We start from the raw sequence: 17,850 nt of genomic DNA, 5'->3' as shown, positions 1-17,850 counted from the left end.
CACTTTAAGACTTTGCCTACTCTATTTTATGTGTTAGAGTGTTTTTATCACCAGCAATAATAATATTGCGTGAACCATCAACATTTATATTTATCTGTATATATGCACCATCTTTTAAGGATTGTAAAAATGCTTCATTTGTAAAAATTGTAAGTATTCCATCGGCTACTCCATCACTAATCCTGCTTACTTCTTCTCGTCTTCGTGCTAGGTAAATTCTACGATTTTCATCTCTTTGTGTTTTAATATGATATACAAACAACGCAATTAAAAACACGATCGATACAATAAGTGTTGATATAGTTAGATAACAAGTCAATCATATTAATCCTCTGATATTTCTTTTATAGTTTTTAATTTTTTTATAAAGCTTTCTAAAACAGCATCATTTCCATATTTTTCATAAAGATTTAAAAATTCTTTAAATTTGTCAGAATAATTATCAGTCGTTGTGATTTTATTATCGTTGCCACTAACAGATATATTGTTGTTGCCTATATTAGTACTAATAATAAATGAGTATTTGTCAGGAATTTTATTCTCTTTTCTCCAATTTGATATAGCAGAATTACTTTTATACCCAAGCTTCAAAGATAGCTGATTATCGTTTTCTACACCATAATACGCATATAATTTTTTAAAATCATCATCAATGTTATTACTCATAATACTCACCTTTTTACTAATAAAATTCATATTTTACTCATTTTTCTCTTGATATATTCAGATTTTATGAGTATAATGCCACACAACAAAAATATTAAAAGGATTATATCACAAATGATAGACATAACGAAAGAAATAAGAAAACAATACAAAAGCGTTAAATCATACGCCAAAGAACGAAACATCAACTATAAAAGTTTAAGAAGAGCTATCTACACAATAGCACAAAACGGCAAAAGCGAATATACAAATATAGAAAATGTTTTAAAACAAGATGGTTTTTTAAAAGTAGAAAATTAGGGAGAGAATATGACACAGATAAATTGGATTAGCTCAAAAGTAGATGAGCCAAAGATAAGCAGGGCTCTGCTACTTGAAGAGATAGAGGTAATGTTTGGGTATGAGGTTATTGAGATGATAAATAGCTATGGCTATATGATCATCTCACGCAAAAGAATAGATGAGCTTAGGCTTTGTTATCACGAGCTAGTATCTGCCAATCAGCAAGGCTATCTAGCTCAATTTCGGGAAAGTCGTTGTAGAGAAAGGGTAAGTGATGAGGTCAAAGCGTAAGTGTAGAAAAAGGGATAATAACAAAGTAGTCAAGATGTCAGCAAACGCTATAAAGATAAATCGTATGGCTAGAGATGTTTTAACATCTCCTTTGCCTTTTATAGATTTTGAAAAATATATAAAGACGCTATTACAAAAGGAATATCCAGAAGTTTTTTCGCCAATAAAGATAGATATTTTAGTAGCTCTTTCGGGCTTATTGATATTAACCCTCTTTTACGTTTGTTAATATCTATTTGCTCCATTAATATGGCTCTGTTATCAAAGACTTTTAAGATGTCTTCTTCTAATTGCTCTTTGGTATAAAAGCCTGTAATTGCTCTTTGGTATAAAAGCCTGTTTCGTGTAGTTTTATTATTGATAAAACTCTTAAATAGGCATCAATGTTTGCCATGTGGTATCTAGTGTCATCTGTGGCTTCTTGTAGGTGATTTTTAAAATCTATAAGTGGCTTTCTTATGTTTGTGTTGTTTATTTGTTTTGACTTCTTTGGGTTTGGTTTGTGGCGAAAATATTATAACTCAAAGGGGTTTAAAGAGTGAAATTTATAAGTGGTTGTCATCTAATAGTTTACAACCATAAGAAGGAGATAAGATGGATTTTAAGAAAACCAAAATTAAAGTGGCGGCTGAGAATTTATTGCAAGCTGCTAATAGTCTTGTAAACAGTATAAATATGTACGGTGATAGACCCAAATATTTAACTGATTATAAATTAAAGGCAGAGCAGTTACTAAAAGATATTGAAGATTATGAGGCTAGGTTAGAAGCTTCATTTGCTCTTGAAGTTTTACAACCTTATATGGATGATAGTACATACGATAATGTGGGGGATAAGTTAAATAATTCAATGTATAGAATTTTTAGAACAAATTAAGTGAAGCTTAGGCTTCACTGTTTAAACCCTTTCTTGCCTGCGTGGTGGTTCTAAAAAACAAAGGGGCTTAAAGAGTGAATTTAAGGAACTGTAAACTAATGGTTGACAGTTGAAAAAAAGGATAAACGATGTCAAAGAATTTAAAAAAAACAAATCAAAGCCATAGGTTTAAAAGGTTTTGATTGGGGCGTGTATAAGATTTTGCTTGAGGTTGATATTTTAGATGAAGAGCGAGCTTATCAAAACTCATCAAGTTTAAAAGTTTTAAGAGTTTTAAGAGTTTTAAGGCGTTTTTCCTTTACGCCAAATAGTTTATAACTAAGAAAGGGTGAATGATGAAGTCAAATCGTAAGTGTAAGCATAATAGAAATAATTGCTTTACGATTATAAAGACAGAATACACAGATGGGCAACCTGCTTGGATTAAGGTTTATAACGGCTTTATAGCTACATTGTGCCTTGTGATTTGGATTTTTGTTTTTTTGGTTGGTTTGCGTGTTAGTGAGTTAGATGAGTTGCAAGGCGTGAGATATTTTTTTGGGATTATGGTAGGAGTGCTTGGGGTTTTTGTGATTGCAAAAATTAGTGATTTTTTGCAATCTTTGGGATGGAAAATTTTTAAAAGGGTAAACGATGAGGTTAAGTAAAACAGATTTAAAAAATAAAGTGATTATGGCAGGGTTTGAGGTGCTATCTTATGACAAAGGTTTTATAGGCATAAGAAGAGGAAAGATAAAAGGGGCGAGCGGTTGTTCTTTTAGTCATAAGCTTTATTATGTAAACGATGATGATTTTATTGTTTATAAGCCTAATGGTGCAATTGTTGATGTGGCTATGAGATGATTGATTACGAGTTTAGTAGTGGGATTGATAGTTATGAATTCATACTACCAAAAAAGACTTTGATGTCTTTTTTAAAAAAACTTGAACTAATTAAAAAGCTTAGGCTTGTAAGCAGGAATAAGAGCGTAAAAGAATACGCGGACTATAAATATAAAAGTAAAGAAGCAAAAAAAGATGAAAGCAGACAAGCCAAAAAAGACGAAGATAAAACGCCTATGAAGATACGATATATAAGCTTTAAGCGTGGTATTAAGAGTTTAACAAACTCAATGCTTGTTATAGAGTATACGGATGAGCTTAAAAAACTTTGTAAAAAGAGAAAAAAGCGAGATGGGTATTATGTATCTGTTGTCTTTGCAGGGCTTTATCAACCGAGCAGGGAGGTGCATAAAGAGACATATAAAATTTTGGGTAAGTTTTTGAGAAGATTTAAAACTTACAGTTATGATTTTGCGGCGGATTTTAAAGGTGGTGGCGAGATAAGCTATAAGATGAAAGAGTTTTTTAAAAAAGCTACCGAAAAATATACGGATGGTAATGTGACAAGTAAAAGCACATCACTATATGCTAATAACTGCGATGATAAGCTTTATGGGCTTAGTCGTATTTTGCTTTATGATAAGTATAAAAAGCAAACAAACTATCATAAACAAAAAATAGATAATAGTTTTGATGGTTGGCAAAGGCTAGAGCTAACATTTAAACTAAATAAAAAATTTTTAGATGAGGTAGAAAACAAAAGCTACCAAGAGAGTATAGCGGTGATGGATGAGATCATTTCTAATATTAGTGATGATTTTCCGTTTGGGGTTGATCTTGCAAAACTTAACGAGCAAATAGCATTTTTTAAAGATATGCGAAAGCGATTAAGCTTAAAAAGAATGATTTTTTAAAAGGGTAAACAATGAATTACGATTTAGATGAGTATATAAGAGCGATTAGAGTATGTCGTTATTTTCGTAAAAAAGGTATTAAGCATTTAATGCTTATAAATCCAAATTTGAAACATTTAGAGATAGCACTTGAATTAAAATTAAAGGGTAAAAGATGAAGGTTTATGTAGCAAGTGCTTACGATACAGCTTTAAAAGCCGGTAAAAGTAAAAGATATGTGAGAGAGCTAGCATTTCAAGCAATGATACAAGCGGTTAATCATTTTCCAGAAAATTGTTCTTTGTTTTCGCCTGTAGCGATGACGCTAGATATGCAAAATATATTTAACAATAAAAGCAGGGATGAGATGATGAGGATTTGTCTTGATAGGCTTAATGGGTGCGATGCTTTGTTTATACCAAATTTAAGTTATACATTATCAAGCGAAGAGATAAGGCAAGAGTATAAATTCGCAACAAATAACAATAAAAAAATTGTGTTTGAAAATCATATTTTTCAGGAAATTTTCGATCAGGATTTAGCAGAAGATTATTGTTTACAAGATTTAAGAGACTCTATAAAAAGGCAAGATGAGAATATAAAAGAGACTATGAAAAAAGTGATAGTTTTGTTCGACAAAATTAATCAGCTTTGCGAAGGCGTAAAGAGCTAGATATGTTTAATAAAGTTATTTTAGTAGGACATTTAACAAAAGATATAGAGCTTAGGTTTATGCAGTCAAATACCGCGATAGGTAAAACATCAGTCGCAGTAAATCGCAAATACACAATAAACAACGAAAAAATGGAAAAAACTATGTTTATTGATATTGTGTTTTTTGCAAGGCTTGCAGAAATAGCAAATGAATACATTCGCAAAGGTGTAAAAATTTTAATAGAAAGCAGATTGGTGCAGGAGACTTGGCAGTCTACTACCGGTCAAAACAGAAGCAAGCATGTTGTAGTGGTTGAAAACATGCAAATGCTTGGCGATAATACAATAGATAGAGGTTAAAAATATGGATGTTATAGATCAAGTTGTGACAGATGAATACGCTATCTACAATGGCGATAGTTGTGAGGTTATAAAAAGTTTTGATGACGAGAGCATAGATTATACACCTTTTGATAGCCTTTATACTTATTCAAACTCTGATAGAGATATGGGGAACTCCGACAAAGGTGAGTTTATAAAGCATTTTGAGTTTTTAGCCAAAGATTTGTTTAGGGTGTTAAAAAGCGGTAGGCTTATGAGTTTTCATTGTATGAATTTACCTACTTCAAAAGTTAAAGATGGGTTTATAGGGATTAGGGATTTTAGGGGTGAGCTTATAAGACTTTTTCAAGAAGTTGGTTTTATCTTTCATAGTGAGGTTTGCATTTGGAAAGACCCAGTAATCGCGCAACAACGCACAAAAGCACTAGGGCTTTTACATAAGCAATTGGTTAAAGATAGCGCTATGAGCCGTCAGGGCATACCTGATTATCTGGTAACCATGAGAAAACCAGGCGAGAACAAAGAACCTATATCCGGTGGGTTTGAATACTATTCGGGCGATGGCGAACCTATAACAGCAGAGTTTAACGAGGAGAAGGGCAGTTTAAATCGTGGGAGCATAGAGGTATGGCAAAGGTATGCTAGCCCCGTTTGGATGGATATAAGACAAAGCAACACACTTGCTTTAAAGGGGAGTAAAGACGATGAAGATGAAAAGCACATATGCCCTTTACAACTTGACGTGATAGAAAGAGCTTTGCAACTTTGGACTAACGAGGGCGATATTGTCTTAACTCCCTTTTTAGGTATAGGAAGCGAAGTTTATCAATCTTTAAAAATGAAACGCAGGGGCGTAGGCGTAGAGCTTAAAAGCTCTTATTTTAAAGTTGCTGCTAAAAATTGCAAGCTAGCAATAAACCAACGACAACAAAAAAGTTTATTTGATTAAGGATAACAATATGACATATGATGAATTTTTAGGGTCAAAGAAAAAAATGGCGGTTTTTAAAAGTGTTGATATAAAAAGAGATGAATTGAATAAAACTTTGTTTGAATATCAAAAAGACCTAGTGCAACTTGCGCTAAAAAAAGGGCATTTTGCTATCTTTGCAATGACGGGGAGTGGTAAAACAGCCATGCAGGGCGAGTGGGCTTATCAAGTGTGGAAGAAAGAACAAAAACCGGTATTAATAATAGCACCGCTTGCAGTCGCTCATCAAAGTGTAGAAGAAATAAAACACATTTTGGGATATAATGTTAAATACTGTGAAAGTGTAAAAGATGTTATAAACGGCATAAATATAACAAGCTATGAAAAGCTAGATAAATTTAATGCTAGTGAGTTTGTAGCTGTGGTATTAGATGAAAGCAGTCACATAAAAAGCTATACTTCAAAGGGTCGAGCTTTGATAATAGTAAGCTTTAAATCAACTGCTTATAAACTCGCTTGCTCGGCGACACCATCGCCAAATGACTACACCGAGCTAGGCAATCATACCGAATTTTTAAACATAATGAGCTTAAGCGAAATGTTATCGATGTATTTTATACATGATGGGAGCAATACATCAAATTGGATTTTAAAAGGGCATGCTGCTAAGCCGTTTTGGGAGTTTATAAGCACTTGGGTGGCATTTTTTACAAAACCTAGCGATCTTGGTTATGCTAACGCGGAAGATGATAAATTTAAACTCCCAAAACTAAATATGCATCATATAGAAGTAGAGCATGCGAGCACTACTTCATTATTTGCAGATGTGGCACAAACGCTATCAGAGCGAAGACAAGCAAAAAAAGATAGCTTAGATGATAGATGTAAAGCAGTAGCTGATATATGCAACTCTAACGATGATAATTATTTGGTTTGGTGTGAATTAAATGATGAAGGTAAGAAATTAAAAGAGCTTATAAATGATGCTGTGGAGATAAAAGGAAGTGATAGTGATGAGTTTAAAGCCAAAGCTATGCAAGACTTCGCAAAAGGCAAAATAAGAGTACTGATAACAAAGCCAAAAATCGCAGGTTTTGGGATGAACTGGCAAAAGCATTGTAAAAATGTCGTATACGCTAGCTTGTCCGATAGCTTTGAAGGTTTTTTTCAGAGCTTAATGCGGGTTTATAGATACGGGCAAAAGAATGATGTTGATTGTTGTATCGTTACAAGTGAGGCAGAGGCAAACGTATTGTCTAATATAAACCGCAAAGAAAAAGATTTTTTAAAAATGATTGACGGTGTTATTAGCCAAACAAAAGACATCGTGCAAGAAGAGATACGACAAACAAAAACAATTAAAACAGAATACAACCCTAAAGTTGAAACCCAAATACCTAATTTTTTAAAAGTGAGTTAATAATGGAGGTAGCAAACACAAACAACAGAAAACAAATTGGTGGCAGTCATTACGAAAAGATGACGATTGAACCCATAGACTTTATAACTTCTAATAATATGGGATTTTGCGAAGGTAATATTATTAAATATATTTGTAGGTATAAAGATAAAAATGGGGGTGAGGATTTAAAAAAAGCCAAATGGTATATTGATTTTTTGATAAAGGCTTATGAATGAGTGGTGATGTAAATGTTTTAAGCCTTTTTGATGGAATCTCTTGTGGTAGATTAGCGTTGCAAAGAGCTAATGTTGCGATTGATAAATATTATAGCATCGAGACAAATGAGTATGCAATCAAGATTGCTAATAATAACTATCCACAAGATAAAGAATATCGATTAGGAGATGTTAGGAATATAAAAGGCAGAGACTTGCCACAAATCGATTTATTAATAGCGTGTAGTCCTTGTCAAGGCTTTTCTGTGGCTGGTAAAAGGTTAAATTTCAAAGACGAAAGAAGTGATTTGTTTTTTGAGTTTGTACGACTTTTAAGAGAGGTTAAACCTAAATACTTTTTGCTTGAAAATGTAGTGATGAAAAAAGAGTGCCAAGATATCATAAGCGATATTTTAAAAGTTCAGCCTGTAAAAATTAATTCGGCACTTGTATCAGCACAAAACAGAAACCGCTTATATTGGACGAATATACCAAACATAACACAACCACAAGATAAAAACATAAAACTAAACGATGTGCTAGACACACACGAATTTAGAGAGCTTAAGCCTTTTTGTTTTAAATTGCATAATGGGGTAGCGATTAAAGATATTTTAAAAACAGTGTGTGATGAAAAAGCAAACTGTTTAACAACAAACAAAACACATACGAAACAATACTATCTCAATAAAGAAAAAAACAAGATGAGAAATCTAAGCGTAAATGAGTATTAAAAATTGCAAACATTGCCTATTGACTATACAGTAGGTGTATCAAATACACAAAGATATAAAAGCATAGGCAACGCCTGGACTGTTGATGTTATAGCGCATATTTTTAAAAGGCTGGCAGAAGACTTACAAAAAAAGCAAAACACAATAAAAAAAGGTAACTAAGATCATGAGATTAGATGACTGTGTTGGGATTTTTAAAAAAGCTGAGCGATTAGAAATAAAAAGGATGTTTGCGTCTTCAAAGTATCCAGACAATGCGGATAAAATATTTGAGAAAATAAACGCCAAATTAAATAAAATTTGGGAAGCAAACAATAATATAACTGATGAAATTGACAAAATTATTAAGTCTGCAACATGCAAAAAAACATACATTATTAACAAAAAATGTTTTATCGTGTGTCAAAGAAGCACGTGTTAGGACTGAGATGCTGAAAGAAATAACGCATCTATAAAATGCAATGATTTAACAACCGCAAAAAGCATAATAAAACATTTAAATGAAATAGTGCAAAGCTTATAAAGGAGTAAAAATGCTAACTAAACTTATAGAACATGATTTAAAATATTTTATTGAGATCATAAAAAAAGATTACGCATTAGTTAAGACAGCGCATGATGATTATATTAGCGGTGTGGCTGATAAAGAATTGTTAAACGAACGATTGAATGACTTATGCGATGAAGTTGATGCGCTCATGAGCTGTATAAGCATGACTTTAGAAGAAATATACCAGGAGTAAAAAAATGAATAATACATTTATACCAGCAAAACAAGCCAAAGAGATGCTAGGTGTTGGTGATACAACCCTTTGGCGATTAGCAAGAGATAAAATCTTAGACAAAAGAAAAGCAGGACATAAAACGGTGTATTATTCACTTCAATCAATTAATCGCTACATGTCAGGCGAATACAGATTATCTAAATAATCACTCCACCATTTAAGCAAACTAGCCCTTTGCTTTAAATTTTTAGCATGATTATATGCATCTTTTACTTTATTGGTTTCAATGTGAGCTAAACAAAGCTCTATCACATCCGAGCTATGTTTATGTATGTCTATGTTTTCATGACATATCGTGCTAAATGTAGCTCTAAACCCATGCGGTGTTATTTGCTCGTTTGAATAGCCCAAGTTTCTTAGCATAGTTCTTACTGTGTTATCGCTTATAGGTTTTAAATTTGTCCTTAGGCTAGGAAATAGATATTTTGAGTTAAAAGTATATTTTTGTTTATATTCTAAAAGCATATTTTTAACGCTATTTGTTAAATGCACTTCATGAGCTTTACCAGCTTTCATCTTTTGGGCACTTATACTCCATAAGCTCTTATCAAAATCAAACTCAGACCATTCGGCAAATCTTGCATTTGCTCCACGCACAGCTGTATAAAGCTGAAGCAAAGCACATATCTTTATCCTATCATCTCCGGCATACTCTTTTATATTTCTTAGCAAATTGCTTATATCCTTATCATCTTTTAAGAAAGCATAATGTGTTACTTCTATTTTGCCTATGAGCGTTTTTTATCTATGTCTGTTATTATATTATGGTCTATGTCTTCATATAATAATGCATACTTATAGAAATGGTTTAAAGCTATTAAACTTTTCTTTAATGTTTCTTGTTTATCTTGAATAGGGGAGAGTGCATTAATTATATCTTTTCTTGTTATGATTTTTATATCAGCATTTGCAAACTTTGGTAATATAAATCTATCAAATATACTTTTTATTCTTTGTAGATGTTTTGGTGTTACATCTGATCTTGTTTTTATGTATTCTTGATATATTGCTTGAAAATCTTTGTAATTTTGCTCTTGTAAAATATCTATACCATTATTTACTAATTTTTGTAACTCTGTTCTTTTTTCTCTTGCTTCGCTTAAACTCATTGTTGGATATGTTCCTATTGTATGTCGCCTACGTTTATTTGTCTTTGGACTTTTATATATAAATACAAAAGTTTTATTTCCGTTCGGAGCGACTTTAACTAACATATTAAAACCATCGCTTACAAAGTAGGGCTTATCTTTTGGTTTTAAATTTTTGATTGATATTGCAGTGAGCGAAGTAGCTATTTTAGGCATGTTTATCCCTTTTTTATTGACTCAAAACCAAATTTATTCAATTATTTTTTACAAGTCAATAAAAAAGTCAATAAAAAAATCTTAAAATCATTGAAATTTATTGAAAATCATTGAAAGGTATAAAGGCTTTAAAACTTCGATTTTATAAGGCTTTGTGAAAGGTTTTGAAAGGTATTTAAAAGTATGAATGGTGTCAAGAGAGAGACTTGAACTCTCGACCTCCGGCTTATGAGACCAGCGCTCTAACCAGCTGAGCTACCTTGACATTTTAGGCTGTGATTATATCACAAAAAACTTAGATTTTTATAAAATAAATCATAAAATTATATATATTTTTTAAAAATGGTTATTTTGATTTGTTTACTAGTATATTAAGCTATATTTAATACTATATTTAATATAATCTCGGACTTAAATATCTTTTAAAAAAGTACTAAAAATATAAGAAAAGGTTAGTTATGGCAAATCATAAATCTGCTGAAAAAAGAGCAAGACAGACTATAAAAAGAACAGAAAGAAATAGATTTTATAGAACAAGGCTTAAAAACATAACAAAAAGTGTTTTAGTTGCTGTAGAAGAGAAAAACTTAGACAAAGCTACTGAAGCTTTAAAAGTTGCAAACAAAAGTTTCCATAGTTTTGTAAGCAAGGGATTTTTGAAAAAACAAACAGCTGCTCGCCGTGTTAGTCGTTTAGCTAAACTTGTAAATACACTTAAAGTAGCATAATTATATAATGTTAGCTGATAAGCTTCGTCCTTTTCTAGAACGTTATAACGAAATTTCTAAGCTTCTTAGCGAACCAAATATTTCTACTGATATAGAAAAGATGACCGCTCTATCTAAAGAACAGTCATCTTTAGAAGATATATATCAGGTTTCTGCATTATATCTTAATACTTTAAACTCTATAGAAGAAAATAAAAATCTTCTTGGTGATCCTGAGCTTGGCGATCTTGCAAAAGATGAAATAAAAGAACTTCAAAATCTTACTGTTGAGCTTGAAAATAAGATTAAAATTTTATTGATACCTAAAGATCCAAATGATGAAAAAAATATATTCTTAGAAATAAGAGCTGGTACCGGTGGAGATGAAGCTGCATTGTTTGTTGGCGATCTTTTTGGTGCTTATATTCGTTATGCTGATGCTAGAGGCTGGAAATTTGAAGTTGTTGGGCAGAGTGAAGGAAGCGCAGGTGGCTTTAAAGAAATTATTGTTTTGATTAAAGGTAAAGGTGCTTATTCTAGACTTAAGTTTGAAGGCGGTACTCATAGAGTTCAAAGGGTTCCTGAAACAGAGAGTCAGGGCAGGGTACATACGTCTGCTGTTACTGTAGCTATTATGCCTGAAGTTGAAGATAGTGAAATAGAAATAAATATGAATGATCTTCGTATAGATGTAATGAGAAGTTCAGGTCATGGTGGTCAAAGTGTAAATACTACAGATAGTGCTGTAAGGATAACTCATATTCCAACAGGAATAGTTGTAACAAACCAAGACGGAAAATCACAACATAAAAACAAAGAAGCAGCAATGAAAGTCTTAAAAGCAAGGCTTTATGAAAAGCAAGAGCAAGAAAGACTTGAAAAAGAAGTTAGCGAAAGAAAAAATCAAGTAGGAACCGGTGATAGAAGTGGTAGAATAAGAACTTATAATTTTCCACAAAATAGAATAAGCGATCATCGTATAAACCTAACTCTTTATAGACTTGATGCTATAATGGCAGCTGGTCTTTTTGATGAGATAATAGATCCATTGATAGCTCATAATCAAGCAGAAGCTTTAACAGAAGCTGGGTTATAAAAAGCTTTTTTATATTATTTTTTAATACTTTAAATTTTTCATAATAGTACAAAAATTTTATACAATAATTTTATAGTTATCTCTATATCCCAATAAGATAAAATAAATTACAATTAAAATAATTAAAAATAAAAGATAATATTATTTGTGTATTTTTTGTGAGGGCTATAAGAAATGAGAATAGTAAATTAGTGATTGTTTTGTTAAGGTGTTGATATTGTATATTTTTTGGTGTTTGGCACTTGGTTTTTAAATACTCAAAAAGCTACTAATAAAATTAAGAGAGTGTAAAATTTCAACTCCAATAATAGAACAAAGTTTTTTGTGCTTTGGGCAGCGTAACAAGTGATATAGATACTGTTTGCAAGATTGTTGGGATATTTGATCGTATAAGTGAAGTAGCTCAAAAAGGTGTGCTTTTTTGCAATAGATGAAAAAGCAAGTGAACTATATCATGCTAAAAAAAGCGTGGAAGAGCTTTTGATATCATTAATAGAGGCTAAGGTTTTGCTTGGGTTTTAATTATCGTGGAGTGATAAAATATATATACAATAGGGCAACTACTTATATCTCGATATTAGAATTTAAAACAACCCTGTAGTTAAACAATTAACACTAGATTTTTCTATTAGATAGCTATTTAAATATTATTAGAAGATTTTTAAAATAGTTTATAGAGAGAAGTCTTAAACGTAAAATAAATGTTTATCTTATGTAGCTTTGGCAAGACAAGGGCATTGTAAAGCAATCGCCGAAGTTGAAAAAATAAAATCCCTTCCTGTAAACAAGCAGAGTAATATTAGCAAAACTTCTTATAGACAAGCAAAAATATTTTATTTTGTAAGGAGTTTGTATGCAAACAACAAAAGCAGCATTTGGCTGGGTAGGCGGCAAAAGTAAGCTAGCAAAAGACATAATAGCTTTAATGCCTAAGCACGATAAGTATGTAGAGGTGTTTGGTGGAGCTTTATCTGTGTTTTATCAAAAAAGCCCATCAAAATGCGAGATATTAAACGATATAAATGGCGAACTTATAAATTTACATAGAATAATAAAAACAAGACCACAAAGCCTAAACATAGAGCTTAATAATATGCTAAGAAGTAGAGAGATTTTTTATCTCATAAAAGATAAAAAGCTAAAACCAAGAAACAACATACAAAGAGCAGCTTTGTACTTTTATCTTATAAGTCTTAGCTTTGGATCTAAGGGTAATAATTTTGTTATGGCTAAGAATAGAAATCCTAAAAATATTTACCGGGATTTTGCAGTACAATCAAGAAAGCTTAAGCGTGCTATTATAGAGAATATGAGCTATGAAAGATTAATAAAAGAGTATGATAGTAAAGATACTTTGTTTTACCTAGACCCACCGTATGTGGGTACTGAAAGCTATTATAAAACACCAAAAGATTTTAATATAGCAGATCATAAAAATTTATCTTATATATTAAGCAATATCAATGCTAAATTTATACTTTCTTATAACGATTGCGACTTGGTAAGAGAGCTTTATAGTGATTTTATAATCAAAGAGCTAAATATAAGATACACACTCAATGCTAAAACAAATAAGATAAATAAAGAGTTGCTTATTATGATTTTTTAGTATCATTACAAATTGTAATATTTTTAGATATTATTTGAAAATATGTTTAAATTCATTATAAAATTTAAAGGTATTACAATGAATATGAATGAGATAAACGAAAGGCTTAAAGAATATGAATATAAAACAAGTAGGGGACTTATGAGGAATTTAATACCCATAAAGTGATTTTTAAAAAGCTTTTAAAAGGTATTTAAAACGAGAGTGGTTTTATATGATATTTGACTTACTATCATTTTAAATGCAAGATATTTTCGTTTTAAATGTTTGGATACAAAATTAAATTGTTATTCAAGTTTAAAACAACATATTATTTGCTTAATTGCAAGTTTTCTTCGATTTCGATTAAACTATTAAAAATATTTTTTATGTTTTCTAAATCTTGATTGCCTATATTTATATTTGAAATTTGTGTTATTTGCTTTAAAAAAGCTTCATTTTGTAAAATTTCTATATCAAATTTTTTTGCATTTTGTGCTATTTTTATATTTGTTATATTTTGAGTATTAAAGTTTTCATATCCCATTTGTCTACCTTAAAGCTATTATTCCTGCAAATCTACCTGTTATTTTATCTCTTCTATAAGAAAAATATCTATTATCGCAATGTGCACAAGTGTTATTAAAAGAAAAATCATTTACACCAAGTGAAATAAGCTCATTTTTAAGTGCTAAGTTCATATCAAATTTATTTCCTATCTTAAATTCATTAAACTCTTTTAGATCCAAATCACCGACTTCATAACAACTACCTTTTATATTTGGTCCTACAAATACTGATAAGTCTGAAACATTTGAGTTAAAATTCTCTTGCATTTTTATCACGCATTTTGTTAATATTTTTTTGATGACACCTTGTCTTCCAGCGTGGATACAAGCAATGACACTATTTTTACTATCATAAATTAAAATAGGCGAACAATCAGCAACCATAACACAAATGCCAATATTTTTTAAATTTGTGATAATCCCATCACAATCTCCAAGAATTTGCTCTTTATCTTTTAGAATTTTAACTTCATCTGAGTGAATTTGATTTACAAAAATCAGCTTTTGCAAACAAAGAAAATTTCTTAAAACTTCTCTATTTTTTAAGACATTGTATGTATTATCACCGGTATGCAAACCTAGATTTAAACAGCTATAGGCTCCATCACTGACTCCGCCAAATCTAGTGCTAAATCCAGCTATGATATTTTTATCGTTTAATACAAACTCAAAAAGTTGTCTACTTTTTCCCAAGTAAGCTCTTTTTTAAACTCAATTTGTCTAGCAATATATCTAGCCATCATATCACTTTCTATATTTACCCTTCTACCTATCTTAAAATCACAAAAAAGGCTCTCTTTGAAAGTTATAGGTATTATTGTTAGTTTTATTGCATTTTGCAAGACTTCGTTTACTGTAAGGCTTACACCATCAACGCATACACTTCCTTTGTTTGCCATAAATTTCATTATCTCTTGTGGTAATTTTATAAAAACATCAACCCCGTTTTCATTTTGTGAAATTTTATAAACTTCACCTATGGAATCTATATGACCTTGAACTAAATGTCCGTCTATTCTGTCACCAAGCTTCATAGCAGGTTCTATGTGAACCTTACCTTTTAAGTTCTCAGTAGCTATATGCTTTCTGCTTTCAAGGCTAAGTTCAACACTAAAACCATCATCAAATATCTCTATCACACTAAGACAAGCACCATTTACAGCTATGCTGTCGCCAAGATTTGGTTTAAAATCGGCTTTTAGTCTAAGTATGTTATTTGTATAACTTTTAACTACAGCTATTTCTCTTATTAGACCGTTAAACATTATTTGTTTTTAACTATTTCGTTTTTTTCATTTACAAAAACAACAGTAGGTTTAAACTCTTTTGCTTTTTTAGGTTTCATACTAGCATATGCAACTATTATAACAACATCACCAGCACATACTTTTCTAGCCGCAGCACCGTTAAGACAGATTTCGCCTTTTTTGCCGTTTATTACATATGTGCTAAATCTTTCGCCATTATTGACATTTAGTATCTCAACTTTTTGCCATTGGCAAAGACCAGCAGCTTTTATTAGTTCTGTGTCTATGCTTATTGAGCCAACATAGTTTAAATTCGCATCTGTTACAACGGCTCTATGTATTTTACTAGATAAAACTTCTATTGTCATTTTATATTTCCTTTAAAATTTCTTCTACTATTTTTTTATCGCTAAATGGAAATTTTACACCATTTATCTCTTGATATTCTTCATCACCTTTACCAAGTATAACAAGTGCTTCACCATCTTGTAATGATGAAAGTCCAATTTTTATAGCCTTTTTTCTATCTTCTTCTTGTATTATATTTTCTTTATTCATTCCAGTGTATATATCATTTATGATATCTTGTGGTCTTTCGCTTCTTGGATTATCGCTTGTTATTATTGAAACCCTAGCATATCTTTGAACTATCTCACCCATTTTTGGTCTTTTTGTCTTATCTCTGTCCCCGCCAGCTCCAAAAATTACAACCAAACTCAAATGTCTTAATGCGTGTAAAACTTTTTCTATACCATCTGGAGTATGAGCAAAATCAACTATCACGAGTGGTTTTTTGCTAACTATTTGCATGCGTCCATCTACACCATTAAATTCACTTAAAGCTTTTGAAATTTGTTTGATATTTTTGTCTGTTAAAAGAGATATAGCCCCAAAAACGGCTAACATATTATAAAGATTGAACTCACCTTGTAGGCCTAAATCAAGCCAAATTTCTTCATTATTTGTTTTAACTAATGCCTTAATACGCTCCTTTAATTCGTAGTTTATTGAATAAAAATCACTATTTCGTTTTAATGAGTAAAAGTATGCATTTTTTTCATTAAATTTAATGGATTTGTCATCTTTGTTTATAAGTTTTAAGCTATCATCTTGAAAAAAACTACTTTTTACATTTGCATATTCTTCAATGCTTTTATGATAATCAAGATGATCTTGACTTAAATTTGTAAAAATTTTAAGAGCAAAATCCAAACCTTCTATCCTATTTTGTGATATTGCGTGAGAACTTACCTCCATAACAAAAAAATCACACTTTTCTTCACTTGCTTTTTGTAAATAATATAGTGTTTTAAAAATAGGGCTTGTTGTTAGTGATTTTTCATCTATGTTTTTACCGTTTATAAAAGCACCTCTTGTGCCACTAAGACCACATTTAAAACCTAGCTTCATAAGAGATGAGTATATCGCAGTAGCAGTTGTTGTTTTACCATTTGTTCCTGTTATGCCTACTATTTTTATATTTTTATCTATTTTTAGTAGGTTTTTGCACTCATCTACATCTATTATCGTTGCTTTTTTTTCTAACGCACTATCTGTATATTTATGATTGCTTTGAGTTTGTAAAAAATAACATCCAGGCTCGCACTCTAAAGAGCTATCTGTTATAAAAGTTTTATTAATGTGTATCTTCATTATTTTTTCTTTCTTTTACTTTTTCAAGAAGTTTGTCTATCCTCTCATCGCCTCTAAACATAGTAGCTGCACTTTCAAGATAGTTAATGCTCATGTCTAAAAAATCGTTTTTTATTAAATTTTGTATAAAATCCAAAAAATCATCTTTATTTGATATCATGACTTTTGTTGAAAACATTATATTTTGAAATACACTTTTAAAATCAGAATTCCTAACAAAACTCATAAATTCTTCATAGCTTATAGCATCTTCTTCTTCAAGCTCTTCGCTTTGTGCGTGTTTGTTTTCTAATGCGTATAATAATTCATATAAATTTTCTGTGTCTTCTTGTTTTTTTTCTTTTGCATAAAAAAGCTCAAAAAGCATATTTGCTTCATCAAAAGAATCTTTTGCAAAAACACATAAATTTATATAAAAAAGCAAATTTTTATCTTTTGTTTGTTCGTATGCTAATGAAAAGTATTTTAACGCATCATCAAATTTATGATTTTTAAAATTTTTTATACCAAGTTTTTTATAATTAAGCAAAGCTAACCTCTTCGCCTTGCGGTACATTTACTACTTCTAGTTCCGGATGTATATCTATTTTTAATTGTCTTTCTACACCGTATTTTAGAGTGTTTCCACTTGCTGCACATCCATGGCAATGTCCTGTTAGTCTTACGTAAATTTTACCATTTTTAATACCAAGTAAGTCAAGTCCACCGCCATCATTTTCTAACATAGGTAAAACTTTTTTTAAACTTGTCTGAACCGGTTTTAAAAGCTCTTCGTCTGTAAATGGTATCATGT

Annotated in this window: 32 protein-coding genes, 1 tRNA gene and 1 pseudogene; 22 read left to right on the top strand and 12 right to left on the bottom strand. The window is 30.9% G+C overall.

Going from position 1 to position 17,850, the window contains the following annotated elements:
* Positions 1-16: 16 nt before the first annotated feature.
* Complete coding sequence (locus tag CPIN17260_RS04830; protein WP_099046655.1) at positions 17-319, bottom strand: hypothetical protein; 303 nt, start codon at positions 317-319, stop codon at positions 17-19.
* A 5-nt stretch (positions 320-324) separates the two neighbouring features.
* Positions 325-666 carry a hypothetical protein gene (locus tag CPIN17260_RS04825; protein ID WP_078387698.1) on the bottom strand — a complete coding sequence of 114 codons (342 nt, stop codon included), beginning with the start codon at positions 664-666 and terminating at the stop codon, positions 325-327.
* Between the two features lie 114 nt (positions 667-780).
* Between CPIN17260_RS04825 and CPIN17260_RS04820 the strand changes: the two genes are divergently transcribed.
* The 19 genes and pseudogenes from CPIN17260_RS04820 to CPIN17260_RS04745 all read left to right on the top strand — a co-directional run bounded on the left by CPIN17260_RS04820 (position 781) and on the right by CPIN17260_RS04745 (position 9,038).
* A complete protein-coding gene (locus CPIN17260_RS04820; protein WP_078387697.1) occupies positions 781-966 on the top strand; it encodes a hypothetical protein in 186 nt (61 codons plus the stop codon).
* Between the two features lie 9 nt (positions 967-975).
* Positions 976-1,239 (top strand): hypothetical protein, encoded by a 264-nt coding sequence (locus tag CPIN17260_RS04815; RefSeq protein WP_078387696.1) that lies wholly within the window; start codon positions 976-978, stop codon positions 1,237-1,239.
* On the top strand, positions 1,223-1,468 hold the full coding sequence (locus tag CPIN17260_RS04810) for a hypothetical protein (protein WP_078387695.1): 246 nt from the start codon (positions 1,223-1,225) through the stop codon (positions 1,466-1,468). Before CPIN17260_RS04815 ends, CPIN17260_RS04810 begins: the two co-directional genes overlap by 17 nt.
* 365 nt (positions 1,469-1,833) lie before the next feature.
* Positions 1,834-2,115, top strand: coding sequence for a hypothetical protein (locus tag CPIN17260_RS04805; RefSeq protein WP_078387694.1), 282 nt, complete (start codon positions 1,834-1,836; stop codon positions 2,113-2,115).
* A 189-nt stretch (positions 2,116-2,304) separates the two neighbouring features.
* On the top strand, positions 2,305-2,433 hold the full coding sequence (locus CPIN17260_RS09530) for a hypothetical protein (protein ID WP_257787823.1): 129 nt from the start codon (positions 2,305-2,307) through the stop codon (positions 2,431-2,433).
* A gap of 17 nt (positions 2,434-2,450) precedes the next feature.
* Complete coding sequence (locus CPIN17260_RS04800; protein ID WP_078387692.1) at positions 2,451-2,762, top strand: hypothetical protein; 312 nt, start codon at positions 2,451-2,453, stop codon at positions 2,760-2,762.
* Entirely contained in the window at positions 2,749-2,958 is a 210-nt protein-coding gene (locus CPIN17260_RS04795) for a hypothetical protein (RefSeq protein WP_078387691.1), read from the top strand. The genes CPIN17260_RS04800 and CPIN17260_RS04795 overlap by 14 nt, the downstream gene beginning before the upstream one ends.
* Entirely contained in the window at positions 2,955-3,851 is an 897-nt protein-coding gene (locus CPIN17260_RS04790) for a hypothetical protein (protein ID WP_078440644.1), read from the top strand. The genes CPIN17260_RS04795 and CPIN17260_RS04790 overlap by 4 nt, the downstream gene beginning before the upstream one ends.
* A gap of 11 nt (positions 3,852-3,862) precedes the next feature.
* Positions 3,863-4,009, top strand: coding sequence for a hypothetical protein (locus CPIN17260_RS09170; RefSeq protein WP_153300935.1), 147 nt, complete (start codon positions 3,863-3,865; stop codon positions 4,007-4,009).
* Complete coding sequence (locus tag CPIN17260_RS04785; RefSeq protein ID WP_078387689.1) at positions 4,006-4,503, top strand: hypothetical protein; 498 nt, start codon at positions 4,006-4,008, stop codon at positions 4,501-4,503. The genes CPIN17260_RS09170 and CPIN17260_RS04785 overlap by 4 nt, the downstream gene beginning before the upstream one ends.
* Before the next feature lie 2 nt (positions 4,504-4,505).
* Positions 4,506-4,826, top strand: a pseudogene (gene ssb / locus CPIN17260_RS04780) (single-stranded DNA-binding protein); the annotation flags it as partial.
* A 22-nt stretch (positions 4,827-4,848) separates the two neighbouring features.
* A complete protein-coding gene (locus tag CPIN17260_RS04775; RefSeq protein ID WP_078387687.1) occupies positions 4,849-5,775 on the top strand; it encodes a DNA-methyltransferase in 927 nt (308 codons plus the stop codon).
* A gap of 10 nt (positions 5,776-5,785) precedes the next feature.
* A complete protein-coding gene (locus tag CPIN17260_RS04770; protein ID WP_078387686.1) occupies positions 5,786-7,177 on the top strand; it encodes a DEAD/DEAH box helicase in 1,392 nt (463 codons plus the stop codon).
* 2 nt (positions 7,178-7,179) lie between these two features.
* The gene (locus tag CPIN17260_RS04765; protein ID WP_078415509.1) at positions 7,180-7,395 is read left to right on the top strand and encodes a DUF3310 domain-containing protein; all 216 of its coding nucleotides are present in this window, start codon (positions 7,180-7,182) and stop codon (positions 7,393-7,395) included.
* Positions 7,392-8,108 (top strand): DNA cytosine methyltransferase, encoded by a 717-nt coding sequence (locus CPIN17260_RS04760; RefSeq protein WP_078440642.1) that lies wholly within the window; start codon positions 7,392-7,394, stop codon positions 8,106-8,108. The genes CPIN17260_RS04765 and CPIN17260_RS04760 overlap by 4 nt, the downstream gene beginning before the upstream one ends.
* A gap of 3 nt (positions 8,109-8,111) precedes the next feature.
* A complete protein-coding gene (locus CPIN17260_RS09065; protein ID WP_110109156.1) occupies positions 8,112-8,270 on the top strand; it encodes a DNA cytosine methyltransferase in 159 nt (52 codons plus the stop codon).
* A 4-nt stretch (positions 8,271-8,274) separates the two neighbouring features.
* Positions 8,275-8,529 carry a hypothetical protein gene (locus tag CPIN17260_RS04755; RefSeq protein WP_078387683.1) on the top strand — a complete coding sequence of 85 codons (255 nt, stop codon included), beginning with the start codon at positions 8,275-8,277 and terminating at the stop codon, positions 8,527-8,529.
* A gap of 112 nt (positions 8,530-8,641) precedes the next feature.
* Positions 8,642-8,851, top strand: a complete 210-nt coding sequence (locus CPIN17260_RS04750) for a hypothetical protein (protein ID WP_078387682.1) — start codon at positions 8,642-8,644, stop codon at positions 8,849-8,851.
* A 4-nt stretch (positions 8,852-8,855) separates the two neighbouring features.
* On the top strand, positions 8,856-9,038 hold the full coding sequence (locus CPIN17260_RS04745; RefSeq protein ID WP_078440641.1) for a helix-turn-helix transcriptional regulator: 183 nt from the start codon (positions 8,856-8,858) through the stop codon (positions 9,036-9,038).
* Here CPIN17260_RS04745 and CPIN17260_RS09380 read toward each other — a convergent pair.
* The 3 genes from CPIN17260_RS09380 to CPIN17260_RS04735 form a co-directional block, all read right to left on the bottom strand.
* Complete coding sequence (locus tag CPIN17260_RS09380) at positions 9,005-9,565, bottom strand: tyrosine-type recombinase/integrase (protein ID WP_226996902.1); 561 nt, start codon at positions 9,563-9,565, stop codon at positions 9,005-9,007. The two genes, CPIN17260_RS04745 and CPIN17260_RS09380, sit on opposite strands and share 34 nt — an antisense overlap.
* A 56-nt stretch (positions 9,566-9,621) precedes the next feature.
* Entirely contained in the window at positions 9,622-10,197 is a 576-nt protein-coding gene (locus tag CPIN17260_RS09375; protein ID WP_226996901.1) for a tyrosine-type recombinase/integrase, read from the bottom strand.
* 188 nt (positions 10,198-10,385) lie between these two features.
* A tRNA-Met gene (locus CPIN17260_RS04735) sits at positions 10,386-10,462 on the bottom strand.
* A 193-nt stretch (positions 10,463-10,655) separates the two neighbouring features.
* On the opposite strand from CPIN17260_RS04735, the gene rpsT reads away from it, so the two are divergent.
* The 3 genes from rpsT to CPIN17260_RS04720 all read left to right on the top strand — a co-directional run bounded on the left by rpsT (position 10,656) and on the right by CPIN17260_RS04720 (position 13,609).
* Positions 10,656-10,925: a 30S ribosomal protein S20 gene (rpsT, locus tag CPIN17260_RS04730; protein ID WP_069632054.1), complete on the top strand. Its 270-nt coding sequence runs from the start codon at positions 10,656-10,658 to the stop codon at positions 10,923-10,925.
* Positions 10,926-10,932: 7 nt separating this feature from the next.
* Positions 10,933-12,000, top strand: coding sequence for a peptide chain release factor 1 (prfA, locus tag CPIN17260_RS04725; protein WP_069632055.1), 1,068 nt, complete (start codon positions 10,933-10,935; stop codon positions 11,998-12,000).
* 853 nt (positions 12,001-12,853) lie between these two features.
* Positions 12,854-13,609, top strand: a complete 756-nt coding sequence (locus CPIN17260_RS04720) for a DNA adenine methylase (RefSeq protein ID WP_069632056.1) — start codon at positions 12,854-12,856, stop codon at positions 13,607-13,609.
* Positions 13,610-13,919: 310 nt separating this feature from the next.
* On the opposite strand, the gene CPIN17260_RS04715 is transcribed toward CPIN17260_RS04720, so the two are convergent.
* The 7 genes from CPIN17260_RS04715 to CPIN17260_RS04685 are packed head-to-tail and all read right to left on the bottom strand — an operon-like array spanning position 13,920 to position 17,848.
* Entirely contained in the window at positions 13,920-14,135 is a 216-nt protein-coding gene (locus CPIN17260_RS04715; protein WP_069632057.1) for a hypothetical protein, read from the bottom strand.
* Between the two features lie 4 nt (positions 14,136-14,139).
* Complete coding sequence (pgeF, locus tag CPIN17260_RS04710; RefSeq protein WP_069632058.1) at positions 14,140-14,850, bottom strand: peptidoglycan editing factor PgeF; 711 nt, start codon at positions 14,848-14,850, stop codon at positions 14,140-14,142.
* On the bottom strand, positions 14,814-15,422 hold the full coding sequence (ribE, locus tag CPIN17260_RS04705) for a riboflavin synthase (RefSeq protein WP_069632059.1): 609 nt from the start codon (positions 15,420-15,422) through the stop codon (positions 14,814-14,816). The genes pgeF and ribE overlap by 37 nt, the downstream gene beginning before the upstream one ends.
* On the bottom strand, positions 15,422-15,772 hold the full coding sequence (panD, locus tag CPIN17260_RS04700) for an aspartate 1-decarboxylase (protein ID WP_069632060.1): 351 nt from the start codon (positions 15,770-15,772) through the stop codon (positions 15,422-15,424). The genes ribE and panD overlap by 1 nt, the downstream gene beginning before the upstream one ends.
* 1 nt (position 15,773) lies before the next feature.
* On the bottom strand, positions 15,774-17,057 hold the full coding sequence (locus tag CPIN17260_RS04695; protein ID WP_078440640.1) for a UDP-N-acetylmuramoyl-L-alanyl-D-glutamate--2,6-diaminopimelate ligase: 1,284 nt from the start codon (positions 17,055-17,057) through the stop codon (positions 15,774-15,776).
* Entirely contained in the window at positions 17,041-17,586 is a 546-nt protein-coding gene (locus CPIN17260_RS04690; RefSeq protein WP_069636708.1) for a histidine kinase, read from the bottom strand. The genes CPIN17260_RS04695 and CPIN17260_RS04690 overlap by 17 nt, the downstream gene beginning before the upstream one ends.
* Positions 17,579-17,848, bottom strand: coding sequence for a NifU family protein (locus tag CPIN17260_RS04685; RefSeq protein ID WP_069632063.1), 270 nt, complete (start codon positions 17,846-17,848; stop codon positions 17,579-17,581). Before CPIN17260_RS04685 ends, CPIN17260_RS04690 begins: the two co-directional genes overlap by 8 nt.
* Positions 17,849-17,850 lie beyond the last annotated feature (2 nt).

The sequence above is a fragment of the Campylobacter pinnipediorum subsp. pinnipediorum genome (assembly GCF_002021925.1).
Taxonomy (GTDB): Bacteria; Campylobacterota; Campylobacteria; order Campylobacterales; family Campylobacteraceae; genus Campylobacter_A; species Campylobacter_A pinnipediorum.
Note: the sequence above shows the minus strand (reverse complement) of the source record. Positions and strands in the feature narration are given on the sequence as shown.

Excerpts from the sequence above, each read along its gene's own strand:
- CPIN17260_RS04825 (WP_078387698.1), bottom strand. The coding sequence starts at position 666 with ATGAGTAATAACATTGATGATGATTTTAAAAAATTATATGCGTATTAT.
- CPIN17260_RS04820 (WP_078387697.1), top strand. The coding sequence starts at position 781 with ATGATAGACATAACGAAAGAAATAAGAAAACAATACAAAAGCGTTAAA.
- CPIN17260_RS04815 (WP_078387696.1), top strand. The coding sequence starts at position 976 with ATGACACAGATAAATTGGATTAGCTCAAAAGTAGATGAGCCAAAGATA.
- CPIN17260_RS04810 (WP_078387695.1), top strand. The coding sequence starts at position 1,223 with ATGAGGTCAAAGCGTAAGTGTAGAAAAAGGGATAATAACAAAGTAGTC.
- CPIN17260_RS04805 (WP_078387694.1), top strand. The coding sequence starts at position 1,834 with ATGGATTTTAAGAAAACCAAAATTAAAGTGGCGGCTGAGAATTTATTG.
- CPIN17260_RS04800 (WP_078387692.1), top strand. The coding sequence starts at position 2,451 with ATGAAGTCAAATCGTAAGTGTAAGCATAATAGAAATAATTGCTTTACG.
- CPIN17260_RS04795 (WP_078387691.1), top strand. The coding sequence starts at position 2,749 with ATGAGGTTAAGTAAAACAGATTTAAAAAATAAAGTGATTATGGCAGGG.
- CPIN17260_RS04790 (WP_078440644.1), top strand. The coding sequence starts at position 2,955 with ATGATTGATTACGAGTTTAGTAGTGGGATTGATAGTTATGAATTCATA.
- CPIN17260_RS09170 (WP_153300935.1), top strand. The coding sequence starts at position 3,863 with ATGAATTACGATTTAGATGAGTATATAAGAGCGATTAGAGTATGTCGT.
- CPIN17260_RS04785 (WP_078387689.1), top strand. The coding sequence starts at position 4,006 with ATGAAGGTTTATGTAGCAAGTGCTTACGATACAGCTTTAAAAGCCGGT.
- CPIN17260_RS04775 (WP_078387687.1), top strand. The coding sequence starts at position 4,849 with ATGGATGTTATAGATCAAGTTGTGACAGATGAATACGCTATCTACAAT.
- CPIN17260_RS04770 (WP_078387686.1), top strand. The coding sequence starts at position 5,786 with ATGACATATGATGAATTTTTAGGGTCAAAGAAAAAAATGGCGGTTTTT.
- CPIN17260_RS04765 (WP_078415509.1), top strand. The coding sequence starts at position 7,180 with ATGGAGGTAGCAAACACAAACAACAGAAAACAAATTGGTGGCAGTCAT.
- CPIN17260_RS04760 (WP_078440642.1), top strand. The coding sequence starts at position 7,392 with ATGAGTGGTGATGTAAATGTTTTAAGCCTTTTTGATGGAATCTCTTGT.
- CPIN17260_RS04755 (WP_078387683.1), top strand. The coding sequence starts at position 8,275 with ATGAGATTAGATGACTGTGTTGGGATTTTTAAAAAAGCTGAGCGATTA.
- CPIN17260_RS04750 (WP_078387682.1), top strand. The coding sequence starts at position 8,642 with ATGCTAACTAAACTTATAGAACATGATTTAAAATATTTTATTGAGATC.
- CPIN17260_RS04745 (WP_078440641.1), top strand. The coding sequence starts at position 8,856 with ATGAATAATACATTTATACCAGCAAAACAAGCCAAAGAGATGCTAGGT.
- CPIN17260_RS09375 (WP_226996901.1), bottom strand. The coding sequence starts at position 10,197 with ATGCCTAAAATAGCTACTTCGCTCACTGCAATATCAATCAAAAATTTA.
- rpsT (WP_069632054.1), top strand. The coding sequence starts at position 10,656 with ATGGCAAATCATAAATCTGCTGAAAAAAGAGCAAGACAGACTATAAAA.
- prfA (WP_069632055.1), top strand. The coding sequence starts at position 10,933 with ATGTTAGCTGATAAGCTTCGTCCTTTTCTAGAACGTTATAACGAAATT.
- CPIN17260_RS04720 (WP_069632056.1), top strand. The coding sequence starts at position 12,854 with ATGCAAACAACAAAAGCAGCATTTGGCTGGGTAGGCGGCAAAAGTAAG.
- CPIN17260_RS04715 (WP_069632057.1), bottom strand. The coding sequence starts at position 14,135 with ATGGGATATGAAAACTTTAATACTCAAAATATAACAAATATAAAAATA.
- ribE (WP_069632059.1), bottom strand. The coding sequence starts at position 15,422 with ATGTTTAACGGTCTAATAAGAGAAATAGCTGTAGTTAAAAGTTATACA.
- panD (WP_069632060.1), bottom strand. The coding sequence starts at position 15,772 with ATGACAATAGAAGTTTTATCTAGTAAAATACATAGAGCCGTTGTAACA.
- CPIN17260_RS04695 (WP_078440640.1), bottom strand. The coding sequence starts at position 17,057 with ATGAAGATACACATTAATAAAACTTTTATAACAGATAGCTCTTTAGAG.
- CPIN17260_RS04685 (WP_069632063.1), bottom strand. The coding sequence starts at position 17,848 with ATGATACCATTTACAGACGAAGAGCTTTTAAAACCGGTTCAGACAAGT.